The organism is Halobacillus sp. AWM4_238, from assembly GCF_056158265.1.
The window spans coordinates 2,933,903-2,949,193 of the sequence record NZ_JBSWSY010000002.1; the positions used below are offsets into that span (position 1 = coordinate 2,933,903).

The following is a 15,291-nucleotide window of genomic DNA, read 5'->3' on the forward strand; positions in this document are numbered from 1 at the left end:
ATATCCGAAACGTTTCGGAATTTCACTAAAAAAATTTAATTTTTGCTTTTTGTTGTCGTTTTTCTCACTTTCAGTTCATTTTCAATCAACTGAACCCTTTTTTCATCCGTCTGGTGAAGAATTTTCAATAGTAAGTCAGCCGCTTCATACCCCATACGGAAAGTATCCTGTGCAATGGTCGTTAAGGCTGGAGTTACATAAGAAGCTAGAGTGATATCATCATATCCAACAATGGACAATTCATTTGGAACGGTCTTCCCTAGTTCAAAGGCTGCTCTCATGACACCTAAAGCCATTAAATCACTGGAGCAAAAAACCGCCGTAATTTCAGGATGGTTTTGCAAAAGTTGATAAGCGACTTCTTCCGCCTTCGACTCTATGAATTCTCCATTCACGACCCATTCCGGGTGAATGTCGATCCCTTCCTGTACCATGCCCAACTCAAAACCTTTTCTTCTTTCCTTACTGACGTAGGCTTGATCATGACCGTTCACCATAGCAATGTTGGTATGTCCAAGCTCCGCTAAATGACGGATAGCTTTCATAGAACCGGCCACATTGTCCGTCGATACATAACCTGTGTTTTCACTTTCCACTGGTACATCGATCAGCACGCAAGGAATGTTACTATCAAAAATTTCAATTAAGTAAGGGTCGTCTTTTTTAATCCCTTGCACGATGACCCCGTCCACACGTCGCTCACGACACAATTGGGCATATGTTTTTTCTTTCTGTTTCGATGTGGTGGTATTGAATAAAACCAAGTCATACCCCATTGATCCACAATACTCATTGATTCCAGTTAACACATCAAACACGATGTTATCCTTTGCTCCATCTCTGGATAAACCAGAAACCAAAAGTCCAATCGTTTTCGTGTGCTTCATGACAAGACTCCGAGCTAAGGCATTAGGACTGTATTCGATTTCTTTGGCAATTTGTTCAATTCTTTTTCTCGTATCTGCATTGACATCCGAATACCCGTTTAAGGCCCTTGAAACGGTAGTTACGGATACTCCTGCTAGTTTTGCAATGTCTTTTATTGTAGCCATATTTGTCTCCTAGCTCTCTTTCCAAAACGTTTTGGATTTGACTTGAATTCAGTTTACACTTAGTGAAAGCGTTTTACAACCCCTGAATCATAGAAAAAACTATTTCGCACGCGTTGTATAGTGCAACATAGGCATTTAGAGTTTTGCAAGAAATATTTCTGCAATGTGCCATTCAATAAAGGCTGCTTTTTCAGAACAACCAAATGGGTAGGGCCATTCATGCTTGGATCTATAGAAAATCGTAAAGTTTGAAATTTGTTCACTATTTCACAAAGTAGAATGAACTAGAGGTGCTATAATGAACTCGTAGAGACCATTCACTAGATTTTTCTTCAACATGAATCATACTTAACGGTGAAAAATGTGTAGATAGCTCTTGAATCTTAAACTGTTAAAGGGGAAATCACATGATGAAAGCAGTAGTCGTTAATCCAGAAGCTAAATCAAACATTGAGGTTATTGAAAAAGAAGTACGTCCATTGAAATCCGGAGAAGCTCTAGTAGATGTAGAATGCTGTGGCGTGTGTCATACGGACCTGCACGTAGCAGCTGGTGACTTTGGCCAGGTGAATGGACGAGTTCTCGGTCATGAAGGAATCGGGATTGTTTCTAAAGTGGCGGATGATGTGACCAGCTTGAATGTTGGCGATCGGGTCAGCATTGCATGGATGTTCCAAGCATGTGGTCGATGTGAGTATTGTACAACAGGCAAAGAAACGTTTTGTCGAAACGTTCAAAATGCCGGCTATAGTGTTGATGGAGGAATGGCTGAGCAATGTATCGTAACAGCTGACTATGCAGTGAAAGTTCCTGATGGACTGGATCCAGCTCAAGCGAGCAGTATTACGTGTGCCGGGGTGACCACTTATAAAGCCATCAAAGTTTCTGACATCAAAGCGGGGCAATGGATCGTCGTCTATGGTTGTGGCGGATTAGGTAACCTTGCTATCCAGTACGCGAAGAATGTGTTTAATGCTAAAGTAATTGCTGTAGATATAAATGATGATAAATTATCCTTAGCCAAAGAAATTGGTGCAGATCTAACGATTAACCCTATCACACAAGGGGATGCTGAAAAGATCATTCAAGAACAACTCGGCGGAGCTCATGCTGCCGTTGTCACAGCCGTTTCTAAGGCAGCCTTTAACTCAGCCGTTAATGCGGTTCGTGCATGCGGCAAGGTGGTTGCTGTCGGCTTACCATCCGAAACGATGGACTTAAATATCCCGCGACTCGTCCTTGATGGGATTGAAGTCATTGGGTCTTTGGTAGGTACTCGCAGAGATTTAGAAGAAGCATTTCAATTCGGAGCAGAGGGTAAGGTCGTACCTGTTGTTCAGACTCGCTGCTTACATGAAGTCCAGGATGTATTTGAAGAAATGGAGCAGGGGAAGATTCAAGGACGTATGGTCATCGATTTTAAACATCAATAATAATCATAGAAAAAAGCCTGGATTACTATAGAATAGTGATCCAGGCTTTTTGGTTGTCCATATATAGAGGTAAAATGACCGGAAGGCCTCCCAGAAATAGAGACTGAATCTGTATTTAACAAGCGAATTGAGGGTTATATCTATAAGTTTATTTATCTTGATGCAATGAATAAATGAGGTCACCATCCTCCTCATCAACCAGTGAAAAACCTAATTTCTCCAGCAGTCGAATCGAAGGTATATTTTCAGGTGATACACCTGCTTTAATCTTATATTCTCCTTGCTGTTTTATCCATACAAGCATTGATTTAGCTACTTCATATGCATACCCTTGCCTATTAAATGAAGGGCTAATTGTATACCCAAACCAGATCGTAATCGCTTCTTTTTTTATAAAGACATCCCCTATAAGATGTTGCTCTTCTTTACTTATGATGGCCAATTGTACCCCATTTTCTAAGGACGGTTCTTTTAATAAGGTTTCTTTATATTCTTCTCGCGATAATCCCTTAAACCCTTGGAACCTCATCCATTCTGGGTTATTCCGATACAACATAAAATCATCTATGTCTTCATCAACGAAAGGCCTGATAGAACACCTTACTGATTGAAAGGTCATATTCTTACCGCCATTTAAATGTGAACGATTAGACAAACACGACTCCCTCCCTTCAAAGTTTCTCACGACTCTATTTTCTCCATGAAACAATCGATATGAAACACATGAGAGTTTCCGATTAACTTCGAACGTGGTTATTTATGATACGGTTCTCCGTAACTAATCAAAATGAGGTTTTCATATCTTACTAACTTAGCTAGGTAAAAATGAAACATTATTTAAAATCATTTCAGATGAACTGGATGAGTCCCCAAAATCTTCATTTTCAAAAAATAACACAAAAGATTTTTCCCCGTTTTTTGAACTACGATATACAATACCATCTAGCTTTCCATCATCTTTAGTAGAAAATATGCGCCTAAAATATTCTGTTACAATTTGAGTGGGCACGTAGTCAATATGTTCCTTCCCGTCTTTGCTAATTGGTTTAGTAAAGTCATCAAGGAAATTATAGAAAAAATTTATTACATATCTTTTTTCTCTTTCTTTTTCATCAAAAATACTAGGCATTTTTGGGAAGGAAGTTAAGTCAAGAACAGTTAGTGAACTAGAATTAATAAATTCACCAATACTGGCTACACTACCCTCTCCTGCCTGATAGTTTACTTCCAGAAGGGCTGTATTTATATCAATCGCTCCATAGAACATTGGAATCCCTGCAGGACTCATCCTATTAGAATTTAGAGAATAATCTCTTGGTGGTGTCCCTATCTCCCGAGGGGATTTAAATACTTCACCCTTGCTAGAAACCCGAGCTCGATAAATTTTTTGAGAAGGCAATTCATCAATTAAACCTATATCTTCTACCCAAGAACCAATGAATTTAATTATTTCAAACGGCTCCAATGAGCCTTCTGTATTTTGGATTCCAGAAGAATCGGAAAACACATATCTAGTTTCGTATTTTACTTGATTTGAAAATGATTTCCATGTAAAAAACAATTCCTCCCCCTGCGATAGAGCGTAAGGGTCAACTTCACACCACATAGTATCAGCTAAATTATCTCTTATATCTTCTATTAAGCTACTATTTACTATTTCTGCTTCATGACATAAAATATCTCCTGCAAAATCCCATCCATCGTACACACTAACACCTAAATATCCCCCTTCTCTCGAATCAAACCCTACCCCCTCATTGTCAGGATGACCCCATTCATATTTTAAGTGGTCAATAATAAACTCCATTACCTCATCTATATCTGCTGCTATAAAAGAACCATCCTCATCTTCATTACCACAATAATCACAAAAACTAGAATATGCCTTTTCTTCAATAAATTTTTGTATGTAGTGCTCATCAATACATTCACCACATACGTTTTTATTACCAAATGTAGTAAAGCCGTATTCTCTTTGTCTATCTAAGTAAATATCATGAATTCCCATCAAAAGACCTCCGCTACCCTATGTTGTCACTTTCTAAATTAATTTTTATTTCTTTTCCTATGAAACGTAGAGATGATTTTTTTCCATATTCACCATAGCTCCTACCATTAATATCACTCTTACCACCTAAACCGATAAATTGCTCTGAAGACTTAAAATGAAGACCAACAACCGGGACATTTAAATAAGAATAGGTACTAAGCTGATACTTGGCTGATGGAAAATCAACTACTGACTTTACCTCACCGATTTTTTCTTTCGAATTAATAGCTTCAAACCTTTTACAATGTTCACGTCCTAAAACAATTATGAGTGATGGCGCTAAGAAATTAAGGGTCTCTACTAAGAAGTGTTTAGCAAACTCAGAGTTTAGCAATTGCTCCTTTTCACGTATCTTTCCCATTTGTGATTTAGTAGGAATAGGAAAGAAATCTGTATGAACCACAGGGGTGTAATTATTTGATTTATACAAAGAACCTCCCATGCCATTTAAAAACCCTTCAAGTTTAGCTCCGATCTTTTTCCCAAACCAATTGCGATACACAGTGCTTCTATAAAAATATGTGCGGAAATACTCAATTGTTTTTTTTAGTTGTTTTTCATCCTTTTTATACTCCTCTAACGAAACACACTCTTCCCTAACATAAAGTCTTGATTTACTACCTGTTAATAACTTATTATCATTTCCTAGGAATTCTCGTGAAGAGGGGTTAGTACCTATAGTCACAATATTACCTGGTACATTTTCACCGAACCACACCACCGGTGTTGCTCTATCAATTAACTCACGCTTAAAAGAAGTTTTATTGAGTTCAAATTGATAATCACTAGCTTTTTTTAAAAGAGATAATGCAGCTTGCATCTCAACAGTTGACAATGATGATAAACCTATTTTAGACACTCCCTAAATTTTAAATAATTGCTTTTTTGTCATAAGTAAACCTCCCTTAATTAAGAGAGGTTACACGTTAGGAATAGCACTAATGTTAATTAACTATTGAAGAAATACCTATAATGAGCTATCTGTTTTCTAGACGTGCATTAATTCGTTTCCAATGATTCTTAACCTGATGTTCCATGAGATTGTTAGTAGTTGCATCATTATCAAATATCTGTTGTGCTCTTGAAGCATAACTAAGAAAGTTACCATGACCTTTGCTTTTCTTACCCAAGTGAGTATAGTTTTTAAATAAACTTTTCCTTTGAGCCTTTTGGTTAGATTTTTTTGTTAGCCTATTGCATATCCTGACTTTTTTATAAGCTCTACTATAATATTTAAAAAGGCTTTTCTCTCTTATTTTCACATTATAACCATCAAAACTAAAACCTAAATAATCTAATTTGGTGGAGGAATTGTTTAAATCCAATATTACGTTATCGGAGTAATACAATTCATCTGTCTTTTCTGGCTGAATTTCTAGCCGTGGGATATTACCTCTTATAATATCAACAAAATTTGTTAGAGACTTACGGTCAAAATCATCAATATCGTCTGTTGGAATAACGATAATTAAATCATCACAATACCTTCTATAAAGACCATTCAACTTTTGAACATGATTATTTAGTAAACGGTCAAATTCCATTAGATAAATATTTGAGCAAACGGAACTTATTCCCGCTCCTTGAGGAATTCCGTAAGATTTCTTATTATTATGAATATTACTTTTTTTAAACTCTCTAAATTCTTTTTCGTTACTAAAATACCGTGATAGCTTCTCACGATTATCTATGCCTTTATTCTTCATTTCTCTATCAATGTCTTCTTTCTCTATCCAGCAGTATTTAGTTATGTTTTTAAATACAGCGAAAAAGTCTTCAGGAAGTGTTTTTACATTTAAAACTGCTTTTAACTTTTCTTTTAAGTATTTATGGTCCAGGTTATCAAAGAAACTGGTGAAATCCGCAACATAAATGTAAGCATTATCTTGTTGCCTTATAAAATCGATTACTTCTTTAGCAAAATCTATATTACTTTTACCTTCTAAATTATTTCTATAAGCTGTGGCGACTTGGTCTGTTCCAAGGTCCTTAACTGTCTCATTATATCTATTATTTAATAAATCTCCATAATACTTGTATATGAAACTATCAATATGGGAAGCGTAAAATATCTCCCGTTCTTTAGTTTTCTTCATGTTTTTCTTTTTTATATATTTATTGAACCTTATCTGAAAATGTATAAACGGGTAAAACCCATGCTGAGCAATCCAGCATGGGTCCTTGACTTTATGTTTTACTCTTTTAAATGAAACTTTTCTGTCGAAATGTACATATCTCTTAGTCTTGTACTTGGACTCTTGGATTTTTGAAGAGCTTGCAAGAGTATCTAATCGTAGTCTATTATCATGCGTCACCGCAGTTTTCCCCTTGCAAGCATACTTGGTTTCACTTATAGACTATCGCTAGCCTATAATAGGACTACTAAATTCACGAACACGTTATATTTTGATTAGTATAATTGAAAGGTCGATTACAACTGGAGGAGTTGAAGTCCAGATGCAATATTCTTCAGCAATGTCCATTGCGATTGTTATCTGTGTAGTAACAAAGATAATCTGCGAATGGTTAATGCTTGACAGAAATTCACCTATAACCCTCACAACTTCTTTTGTGAGACACTACTATTCTATCATGAATTGATATATTTTTCCAAATTAAATTCAGATGATTTCAACCTTTCAAATAATAATGCAATTGTACATCTTCACCCATATTTATACCTAACCTTAATACTGTATAGTAAGTTAATTGAACTTCCTCTAAATATTCTATTAACCTTTCTAGCTTTATAGTTTTCACACACTCCTCATGCGATTCAAATATTACTAGAGCATTAAAGCTTTCTAATTTAAAGTCCATCAGTTTAGTACCATTCCCAAAATACTCATGCATAAAATGAAATTCTTCTTTAAGATATTTTACGAATTCCTTAGGAAACTCTGACTCCATGTCTAGCAACTCATTATAATTGTGAATCTTTATCACACAGCTCCCTCCTTATACCTTCTTCGCCCATGATTAACTAAAACACATAGTGCAACGCCAACAGCAGTTCCTATAACGAAATATTGCATAGGTTTCCATCCCTTCTCATCAATTTATAATTGCTCTTTCACATACACATAGATTGAAATACCAAACATTACTCCTGCTTTGAATAACTCCACAGCTTTCATAAAATCACCTCCTTAAATTGAGTTTTTTCCATTAAAAAAGAGAATACGCCTAGGGGGGAATTCTCAACGGAACATCTTATAAGATTTTGATTATGGCATTATGACAAATTGACTGCATCAACTAGTTCATCATTCTTTAGTAATCCGATAGCAATGTTCTGCTTGCCTTGCTTGTCCTGCAATAAGTAAACTACGTTCTTAGTTCCTCCTTCATAGAAAAACACAATGCAATTCACCTCGGTTATTTGACCTGGAAGTAGTTCTCTTACTTTTACATTTACTATTTCTTCGACATTCATAAGTTGACTATCCACCATCCAATCTTAAAAGCTAATTGAGGGTGATACTCATAAATAAAGTTCCAAAATACATCTAAAACGTTCATTTCAAATGCCTCCATTAAAGTTTATAAATCCAAAAACACAGAAAAAGGGGGAGCAAACTCATCGCTAATGGATGAATCTGCTCCCCCTTTAATGGTGAAGTGACTTGCTACTTGCTTATTCAGTTGAATTCTTATTGTTTCAATCTTTCTATTTTCATCAACCGTTATCGTGTCAATGAGTAGGTGTAGTAAGTGCTTCCTTTGCTCTCGGGACATAGATTCTTTATATGCCTGCACAAAGTTCTTCATCACTTCCCTTACCATATCAAATGAAATTTCCGGTTGACTATCCTGACTCAATTGCTGTGCGAGTGGTGCTAGCCTTACCTCTAGGTATTCCTTTTCTTCATTAATCTTAGTTAATCGATTTGAAAGTTCTGGTCTCGTAATAATATCATCTTCATATAACCCCAATACTTTATCCTTACGAGCTTCTATAGCTTCTAATTTTTTCTTGAGTGTTTCATATTCATGCTTTTGAGGAGCCAACCTTTCTAGATTTCCATTATTCACTCTATCAACAATGTCTCTTATCAGCTTGTCTTTATCAGCTATGTTCGATAGCTTTTCAAGTACATACTTGTCCGCATAATCGGTTCTAATACTATTAGAGCGACATACAGCTGTGCCTTTGTTCTTCCAGGCACCACACACGTAATACTCAAGAATCCTCTTCGTTCCATCTTTATTAGTATTTGTTGTCCTTCCTATGACCGTCCCTGCTCCACAAGCAGGACACTTTAAAATTCCCGTCAATGGAAACTCACCACTATGAATACGGTTTGGGCGGCCGCCTCGACTTTTCATTATGCTTTTTGTTTTCTCCCATGTCTTTTCAGAGATAATTGGCTCGTGTCGTCCTCTTTCAATGATGGGGTTAGGGTTAATATTATTTCTTCTCTTTTCATTCCAATCCCTACGAACATTGTATCTAATATAGCCTGCATAAAGAGGATTGGTTAGGATAGTTCTAACTGCGTTGATGGAAAAATCTTTATCTTTTTTGGTTCGATGCCCTTCTTTGTTTAGTTTGTTAGCAATTGACTTATATCCGATTCCACCTGTATAAAGACTGAAAATCCTACGAATGGTTTGTGCTTCTAATTCGTTAAGGACAAGCTTAGAGGTTTTTCTTTTATTATTGTTTTCACTTGGAGTGCTAACTACATCGTATCCTAGAACTTGCCCACCATTCCAAGAGCCTTCTCTTGCCCTTGCTTTCATCCCCATCTTTACATTTTCACCTATATTAGCCCTTTCGAATTCTGCAAATGCTGCCATCATCTGAAACTGTAAATTTCCTCCTGGTGTTTCAGTTTCATACTTTTCTGTAGCTGAGCGAAAGGCTATGTTATTCTTTTTTAATAAATCAATTACACTTAGAAGATGCAAACTTTTTCTGGATAGACGATTTAATTTCCAAACCAATACAGTATTGAATGATTTTTGACTAGCATCCTGCAGTAATTCTTGTAACCCGGGCCTGTTTTTTATATCCTTTCCACTTATCCCTCTATCACTGTACACTTTAAAAACCTCGTAACCCTCACTTTTACATAGTTCCTTCAAAGTATGAATTTGTTCATCAATACTATAACCTTCTTCAGCCTGTTCTTTGGTAGATACACGAACATAGATAGCCGCTATTTTAATATCATTTGAAACCGTGTCATTTTTTAATGTCTGACTATATACATTATTCACTATTACCACTCCTGTCCCCATTTTGTTTTAAATCATTATTAGTTATATAAGTAGTCACCATCTCAGCCATGATATCTAGGAGGTTACTATATTGATTATTATTTTCTTCATCGTAGTTCATTTCTGAAGTTCCCCTTGATTAGTCAGTTTTATAATATATATTTGAAATATTATTCCCCTACTCCCCTCTTCTCCCTGTAAATTTATCTGATTCTATATAACAATCAATTATTTACTCACATTTTCTTTATAATTATTTTAAAGGGGGAAAAGGGGAAATAGGGGGATTGCTCCCTACATATCGCTCAGTATATTTCCTTTATAGGTGATGCAATAAGTATAATCACCTTTTGCGTTATAACTTGACTGACCTACGTTCTCTTGTCGTAAATCAGATTCATCCTTAGTAAATACTACTTTTCTTTGCTGATTTTTATTTTTTTCATGAATGATGTAACCCATCCTTTTTAATTCACCGATAAGAACCTTACTATCTGAGTAACCTAATTCTTTTACTAACTTCTCAAAAACTACTGGAAGGATATAGCAAGAAGTCTGGGAAGAAGTTGTTTCTATCTTTCCCCAGACCTCTTGAGAGTTTGCTATTTTTTGATTATCAATCTTGAAATTCTTTCTATAACGTAGAATGTGTTGCAGAAGTTGATTGTAGAACTTAGGAGCCATTTCTCTTTCAGACATAGATTTCTTCTCTTGGTTTATAAGCATTTCAAAAATCTCATCAGCTGAGAGCCTCATATCAAAAGTTAGCTCAAATAATTCTGCTGCTGTAATGACTAATGCAAACTTAGTGGATACTCTATCTCTGAACTTTGTCTTTGGTAATCGTTGAATCATATCTTGTTTATTATCACCTAACATTGAAGAGACTTTTTCGGGACCTAGCTCTAACATCTTTTGAACTACACAAGGTACGACATGTCCATAATTATTCAGCAATCTTTTTTTTAGTTTATCAGCATTGTTACCACTCTTAGTCCAACTGACATCAGTAAATTCAAATAGTCTTACACGCAATCCTTCATTGTTATTTGACCGACCAATAATAGAACTTTCACCTGTAGAGACAATCGTGGTATTCCAAGACTTAGTTTCTTTCAATTCGGAGTCTTTCGTTAATCTAGACTTCTCTGTATTTTGTGCTAATTCGTATATAAAGGAACTGAGGTTTTGAGAATCCATTAAATTCATTGTAGATTCGTCCAAAACCATAAGCATTCCATGGTTTCCACCTAATTTACGAGCCATCGCATTTTTTGTGCCGTTATATGTTTGAAGTAAACCTTCACCGTTGTTTGTTGGACTACCCCCGAGGGCAACCGCTAGCATTCCTGCTGTAGTTTTTCCGGTAGTAGAAGAACCAACTATGTGAACCAATAAACTTTCCAAATTCTCTACACCAGAACAATTTAACATGCCAACTATTTGAGCGGCTACAAGATCAATTTCATCAATTAAGAATGTCAGAGACATCTAAGGAGCTCCCTGCTTTCCTCAGGAAAGCAGAAGCTCACTCCTGGACTTACCAAGAGTTGCTTCATGAACTACTCACTTATGAAGAAAAACGTAGAGAAGAAAAGATGATTCAAAAACACTTGAAGTGGGCGAAGTTTCCTTATGAGAAAAGTTTGTCGGAGTTTAAGCATGATGAACAGCCTTCACTTAGCGAGCGTCAGCTTAGACAATTACAAGAACTTTCGTGGTTGGAACAGTTATTTAATTTGATATTTCTTGGGCCTCCCGGTGTAGGTAAAACTCATTTGGCCATTGGATTAGGGTTAGAGGCGATTCAACGAGGACATCGAGTTGCCTTCATATCTATGGGAGAGTTAGTCCCTTTATTAAAGACAGAAGAATACATCCGCAAAGCGCAGCTACGCCTCAAGCGTATAAGAGAATCCGATCTGGTCATTGTTGACGACCTGATGTATATGGCAATGGATCAGCATGAAGCCAATTTGTTTTTTCATTTAATCAATCACTTATATGAACGAAGTTCAATCATATTGACATCTAATAAAGGACCTGAGGAGTGGGGAGAGTTACTAGGTGACCAGGGAATTACTACAGCCATTTTGGATCGGTTATTGCATCGATCTCAGGTAATTCACCTAAATGGAGATAGCCATCGAATAAAACATCGGCAATCTCTATTTGAATCGAAAAGTGTTCAAAATTAATGAGCAAAAAGTGTTCAAAACAACTTGACGGTTACAAAAGTCCTCCATATCAAACATAACCTTTTGATAAGAACGTTCTTCTAATTCACTAATTGTCCTGTACCATTTTTCATCCATAATAACTTCTTGGTTAGTCATTTCTTTACTCCTCCTCATCCCTAGACAACAGTTCTTCATAAATCTTTTCACCGTCTTTCAAGCAAATTAAAAAGAGTGGATAGTTAGTATCGGCATCTGCGGCCACACTCACTATCCACTCATTTACGTTTGTTTCATAAGAACATGTCTGGAACATCACTAGGTCTGGAGCAACTCCCAAAACTTTCTCTGAAAAAAGGTCAACATCTAACTCTTCTTTGTAAAGCAACACACTTTCCTCCCCAACTTGCTCCTCCTCTATATAAATCCCAAATTGCTTCCACATAAATATACTAAAATTTTCTGAACCGAAATAACACATTTATTTTCCTCCTTTTTATATATGTTTCAGGATAAAATTCCCTTCTAAAAATTAAAGGTAAGGTTATAATTTGATAATTCTCTCTTTATTTTGCTCAAAAGACATAAATGAAATCATTTAAATAGTACGTGGTTCTACATCAAAATATGTTTTTTCAATTTAATAGATATTTATGGTAATATTTATTTAGTTCCATTAATCCATTCAAAAAGGTGTGTATAAATGAATCATTTTTCTTTACATCCAAATGTTTACGCTACAGGTAGACCTAAGGGTTTGTTAGGAATGCTTGAATCAGCATGGGTTTCTAATCAAACACCCGGTCAAGGAACTTTTTACATAATATCAGGATTCGCTAATTATAATGGCGGTGTGAGATTTTATGAAACTTTTTCAGAGCATATCAACGCTGGTGGAAGAGTAGTAGCAATTCTAGGGGGAAACACATCTCAAAGGTTATCCAGTAAACAAGTAGTAGAAGAATTAATCAATAGAGGAGTAGAAGTTTATATAATAAATAGAAAGAGAATTCTACACTCTAAGTTATATGGCGTGAGTAAAGAAGAAGGAGATTCCTTAGTAATTTCATCCGGTAATTTTACAGGTCCAGGAATGTCTCAAAATATAGAAGCTTCATTATATCTAGATTCGAACTCGGTGTCCTCTATGAATTTTTCATGGGAAGAAATGACCAACGAGATGTTTAATCAAAACTGGCAAATTCACCAAATCAACGGCCCTATGGACTCTTCACCTGGTTGGAACCTGCTTTATGATGAACGTGCAAGAAGTATTACTTTAGATGAAACTGAAAGTGTAACTTTGATTATGACATTAGGCCATGCTGATACTGCCAGAATTCAAGCGGCTAAAGGGAGTAAAGCGGCTAAGGGTACTCAGTACTTTTGGCTTAGCAAAGATAGTTATGATTTTTTCCCTCCTTTAACAATAAGAAACAAACGAGGAGAAAAAGCAACATATTCCAGTATCATCAATATGAATTATATAGACATCAATTACCTAGATACTAACTGTAGAGTTACATTTGAAGCAGAAAACAACTTTGATTTTAGATTAGGTACAGGAAAACTTAGATATACAAACGTGGCCAGTTCTGATGACATAGCAGCTATTACTAGAGTGGGCGATTCAGATTACGAACTAAGAATTTTCCAGAAAGGTAGTGCCGAATATAATGCATTAAACCCATTTGCTATTAGTTTTATTGGAAGCAGAGGTAAACGGTATGGTTATCTATCGAACGAAGAATTCGGTAATATTATTGGGGCGAAATTTTAATTAATACAACTAAAACAGGCATTGTTGCTAAAGAACAATACCTGTTTTAGTTAGGGTTTACGTACTATCAAAAGTGTTTCATTTTTAACAGCATTTTTATGGTGTATACCGTATCTTTGATATGTCTGAAGTTCGATACTTTCTTCATGTTTCCAACCAGCTTTTATGGCAATTTCACGAAGAAGGTTAGGCGTATCTATATCAAACTTTGAGCCTCCTAAAGTTGTTTGATTATGACCTACTATAAGAGCGAAAGGAGCTTCTGCTTTAAAATAGGGAAGGAGATTTTTAAACATTAATGACATATCGGATAAATATCTATAAAGGAGTAACGGTACAGCCTGTCTTCTAAATCCATCACTCTCGCCTAACGAATTTTGTAACTTCATACAAAATTCGTGTAATTCTTTTGGTAGTTTGGATTCATTCTTTGACATCTTTTCACTCCACTCTTTTTTCAGAGAGGTTTTTAATTCTCTGCTCCCAACAAGTTCGCTTTCCAGAGCCATTATTTCATTGGCTGGTATTAATCCCAACCAGACTAAGCTAAGGCGTTGCGTATCTATATAAGGAAGTGCAGTAGCATAGGGTGGGCTAGTAATCCCCGCATCAAAATATTCCTTTTCTATAACCCCTTCTTCTTCTCCTAAAACTCTATTATCATAATGGAATGCATTATTCCTTTTTGTTTCGACACCTTTATATTCTTGAAAATCCCTTATATTATTTACAAATTTGTGTATTGCCTTCTCAAAAACATCTACTAATGGTTTGTCTGGAAAAGGAGATTTTCGTCTTCTTATTCTTAAATCTGCTGGTTCCTGTAAAGAATAGTCACGAATGTGGTTACTAAGTATTATTGAGAATACGTTTTTCAAATCGCCTGTTTCATTTTGTATAATTTCTTTAAATGTCTCAATTTGCTTAAATATCTCTTCAGGAAACCAACTTAGCAAATATTCTTCTCTCTTAGTCAATTTTTTCGGTACTTCTTTTAAAGCTTTTCTTTCTTTATAATTTGTGATAATATTATTACCTTTTGTAGAAAGCTCATGGGCAGGCGTCGTTATTGCTTTTTGTTTTGAATTTGCTATTAGTAATGCTAGTGGGTTTATATCTAATCCAACCGCATTAATATTTTGATGAGAGCATTCTAACATTGTAGTACCACTCCCTGAAAAGGGGTCTATGACACTATTTCCCTCTCTAATTTTAAAAATGTTTAGTATCGCTCTAACCACTTGAGGGTTAAACTTCCCCTTATATTCATGAATACCATGTGCAGAATACCTTGTAGATTGTCTTTTATTTGAGGTTTTATAGTCGTTTCCTTCCAGCTTTGTTTGAATAGGAATTACTATTTTATCTTTCGATTCAATTCTTGAAAAGTATGTTAATTGATATAACTTATCATCCACATATTTACTTTCATCTGTCGATATAAAAACATATTCCCCATTATCATGAAGCTCTTTGGTCTCTATTAATGCCTTTACCTCTTTGATTGCTAACTCTTTTTCATAAGGTAAATACTTGTACTGGTTCCAATACAAACGATAATTCATTTCACTTT

The 15,291-nt window shown here is 35.6% G+C and carries 15 protein-coding genes; 3 read left to right on the plus strand and 12 right to left on the minus strand.

Annotation, left to right across the window (positions count from 1 at the left end):
- Window positions 1-35: 35 nt before the first annotated feature.
- A complete protein-coding gene (locus ACXACN_RS14515; RefSeq protein WP_474965423.1) occupies window positions 36-1,052 on the minus strand; it encodes a LacI family DNA-binding transcriptional regulator in 1,017 nt (338 codons plus the stop codon).
- 410 nt (window positions 1,053-1,462) lie between these two features.
- Between ACXACN_RS14515 and adhP the strand changes: the two genes are divergently transcribed.
- Window positions 1,463-2,485: an alcohol dehydrogenase AdhP gene (gene adhP, locus ACXACN_RS14520; RefSeq protein ID WP_474966884.1), complete on the plus strand. Its 1,023-nt coding sequence runs from the start codon at window positions 1,463-1,465 to the stop codon at window positions 2,483-2,485.
- A gap of 148 nt (window positions 2,486-2,633) precedes the next feature.
- Here the strand turns inward: adhP and ACXACN_RS14525 are convergent, their stop codons facing one another.
- The 9 genes from ACXACN_RS14525 to ACXACN_RS14565 form a co-directional block, all read right to left on the minus strand.
- Complete coding sequence (locus ACXACN_RS14525; RefSeq protein ID WP_474965424.1) at window positions 2,634-3,140, minus strand: GNAT family N-acetyltransferase; 507 nt, start codon at window positions 3,138-3,140, stop codon at window positions 2,634-2,636.
- A 156-nt stretch (window positions 3,141-3,296) separates the two neighbouring features.
- Window positions 3,297-4,493, minus strand: coding sequence for a HEPN-associated N-terminal domain-containing protein (locus ACXACN_RS14530; RefSeq protein ID WP_474965426.1), 1,197 nt, complete (start codon window positions 4,491-4,493; stop codon window positions 3,297-3,299).
- A 13-nt stretch (window positions 4,494-4,506) separates the two neighbouring features.
- Window positions 4,507-5,370 (minus strand): hypothetical protein, encoded by an 864-nt coding sequence (locus ACXACN_RS14535; RefSeq protein WP_474965428.1) that lies wholly within the window; start codon window positions 5,368-5,370, stop codon window positions 4,507-4,509.
- A gap of 142 nt (window positions 5,371-5,512) precedes the next feature.
- On the minus strand, window positions 5,513-6,631 hold the full coding sequence (locus ACXACN_RS14540; protein WP_474965429.1) for a reverse transcriptase domain-containing protein: 1,119 nt from the start codon (window positions 6,629-6,631) through the stop codon (window positions 5,513-5,515).
- A 535-nt stretch (window positions 6,632-7,166) separates the two neighbouring features.
- The gene (locus ACXACN_RS14545) at window positions 7,167-7,481 is read right to left on the minus strand and encodes a hypothetical protein (protein WP_474965431.1); all 315 of its coding nucleotides are present in this window, start codon (window positions 7,479-7,481) and stop codon (window positions 7,167-7,169) included.
- 289 nt (window positions 7,482-7,770) lie between these two features.
- Window positions 7,771-7,971, minus strand: a complete 201-nt coding sequence (locus tag ACXACN_RS14550) for a hypothetical protein (protein WP_474965432.1) — start codon at window positions 7,969-7,971, stop codon at window positions 7,771-7,773.
- A gap of 107 nt (window positions 7,972-8,078) precedes the next feature.
- Window positions 8,079-9,761, minus strand: coding sequence for a recombinase family protein (locus ACXACN_RS14555; protein WP_474965434.1), 1,683 nt, complete (start codon window positions 9,759-9,761; stop codon window positions 8,079-8,081).
- A complete protein-coding gene (locus tag ACXACN_RS14560; RefSeq protein ID WP_474965435.1) occupies window positions 9,754-9,882 on the minus strand; it encodes a hypothetical protein in 129 nt (42 codons plus the stop codon). Before ACXACN_RS14560 ends, ACXACN_RS14555 begins: the two co-directional genes overlap by 8 nt.
- 173 nt (window positions 9,883-10,055) lie before the next feature.
- The gene (locus tag ACXACN_RS14565) at window positions 10,056-11,252 is read right to left on the minus strand and encodes a DUF927 domain-containing protein (protein WP_474965437.1); all 1,197 of its coding nucleotides are present in this window, start codon (window positions 11,250-11,252) and stop codon (window positions 10,056-10,058) included.
- Between ACXACN_RS14565 and istB the strand changes: the two genes are divergently transcribed.
- Entirely contained in the window at window positions 11,240-11,959 is a 720-nt protein-coding gene (gene istB, locus ACXACN_RS14570) for an IS21-like element helper ATPase IstB (RefSeq protein ID WP_474965438.1), read from the plus strand. The two genes, ACXACN_RS14565 and istB, sit on opposite strands and share 13 nt — an antisense overlap.
- 142 nt (window positions 11,960-12,101) lie before the next feature.
- Here istB and ACXACN_RS14575 read toward each other — a convergent pair whose 3' ends face one another.
- On the minus strand, window positions 12,102-12,419 hold the full coding sequence (locus tag ACXACN_RS14575; protein ID WP_474965440.1) for a hypothetical protein: 318 nt from the start codon (window positions 12,417-12,419) through the stop codon (window positions 12,102-12,104).
- A 222-nt stretch (window positions 12,420-12,641) separates the two neighbouring features.
- On the opposite strand from ACXACN_RS14575, the gene ACXACN_RS14580 reads away from it, so the two are divergent.
- Window positions 12,642-13,718, plus strand: coding sequence for a phospholipase D-like domain-containing protein (locus tag ACXACN_RS14580; RefSeq protein ID WP_474965442.1), 1,077 nt, complete (start codon window positions 12,642-12,644; stop codon window positions 13,716-13,718).
- A 50-nt stretch (window positions 13,719-13,768) separates the two neighbouring features.
- Here the strand turns inward: ACXACN_RS14580 and ACXACN_RS14585 are convergent, their stop codons facing one another.
- Window positions 13,769-15,283 carry a DNA methyltransferase gene (locus ACXACN_RS14585; protein WP_474965444.1) on the minus strand — a complete coding sequence of 505 codons (1,515 nt, stop codon included), beginning with the start codon at window positions 15,281-15,283 and terminating at the stop codon, window positions 13,769-13,771.
- Window positions 15,284-15,291 lie beyond the last annotated feature (8 nt).

Excerpts from the sequence above, each read along its gene's own strand:
- ACXACN_RS14550 (WP_474965432.1), bottom strand. The coding sequence starts at position 7,971 with ATGAATGTCGAAGAAATAGTAAATGTAAAAGTAAGAGAACTACTTCCA.
- ACXACN_RS14515 (WP_474965423.1), bottom strand. The coding sequence starts at position 1,052 with ATGGCTACAATAAAAGACATTGCAAAACTAGCAGGAGTATCCGTAACT.
- adhP (WP_474966884.1), top strand. The coding sequence starts at position 1,463 with ATGAAAGCAGTAGTCGTTAATCCAGAAGCTAAATCAAACATTGAGGTT.
- ACXACN_RS14540 (WP_474965429.1), bottom strand. The coding sequence starts at position 6,631 with ATGAAGAAAACTAAAGAACGGGAGATATTTTACGCTTCCCATATTGAT.
- ACXACN_RS14580 (WP_474965442.1), top strand. The coding sequence starts at position 12,642 with ATGAATCATTTTTCTTTACATCCAAATGTTTACGCTACAGGTAGACCT.
- ACXACN_RS14575 (WP_474965440.1), bottom strand. The coding sequence starts at position 12,419 with ATGTGTTATTTCGGTTCAGAAAATTTTAGTATATTTATGTGGAAGCAA.
- istB (WP_474965438.1), top strand. The coding sequence starts at position 11,240 with ATGTCAGAGACATCTAAGGAGCTCCCTGCTTTCCTCAGGAAAGCAGAA.
- ACXACN_RS14530 (WP_474965426.1), bottom strand. The coding sequence starts at position 4,493 with ATGGGAATTCATGATATTTACTTAGATAGACAAAGAGAATACGGCTTT.
- ACXACN_RS14585 (WP_474965444.1), bottom strand. The coding sequence starts at position 15,283 with ATGAATTATCGTTTGTATTGGAACCAGTACAAGTATTTACCTTATGAA.
- ACXACN_RS14565 (WP_474965437.1), bottom strand. The coding sequence starts at position 11,252 with ATGTCTCTGACATTCTTAATTGATGAAATTGATCTTGTAGCCGCTCAA.
- ACXACN_RS14560 (WP_474965435.1), bottom strand. The coding sequence starts at position 9,882 with ATGAACTACGATGAAGAAAATAATAATCAATATAGTAACCTCCTAGAT.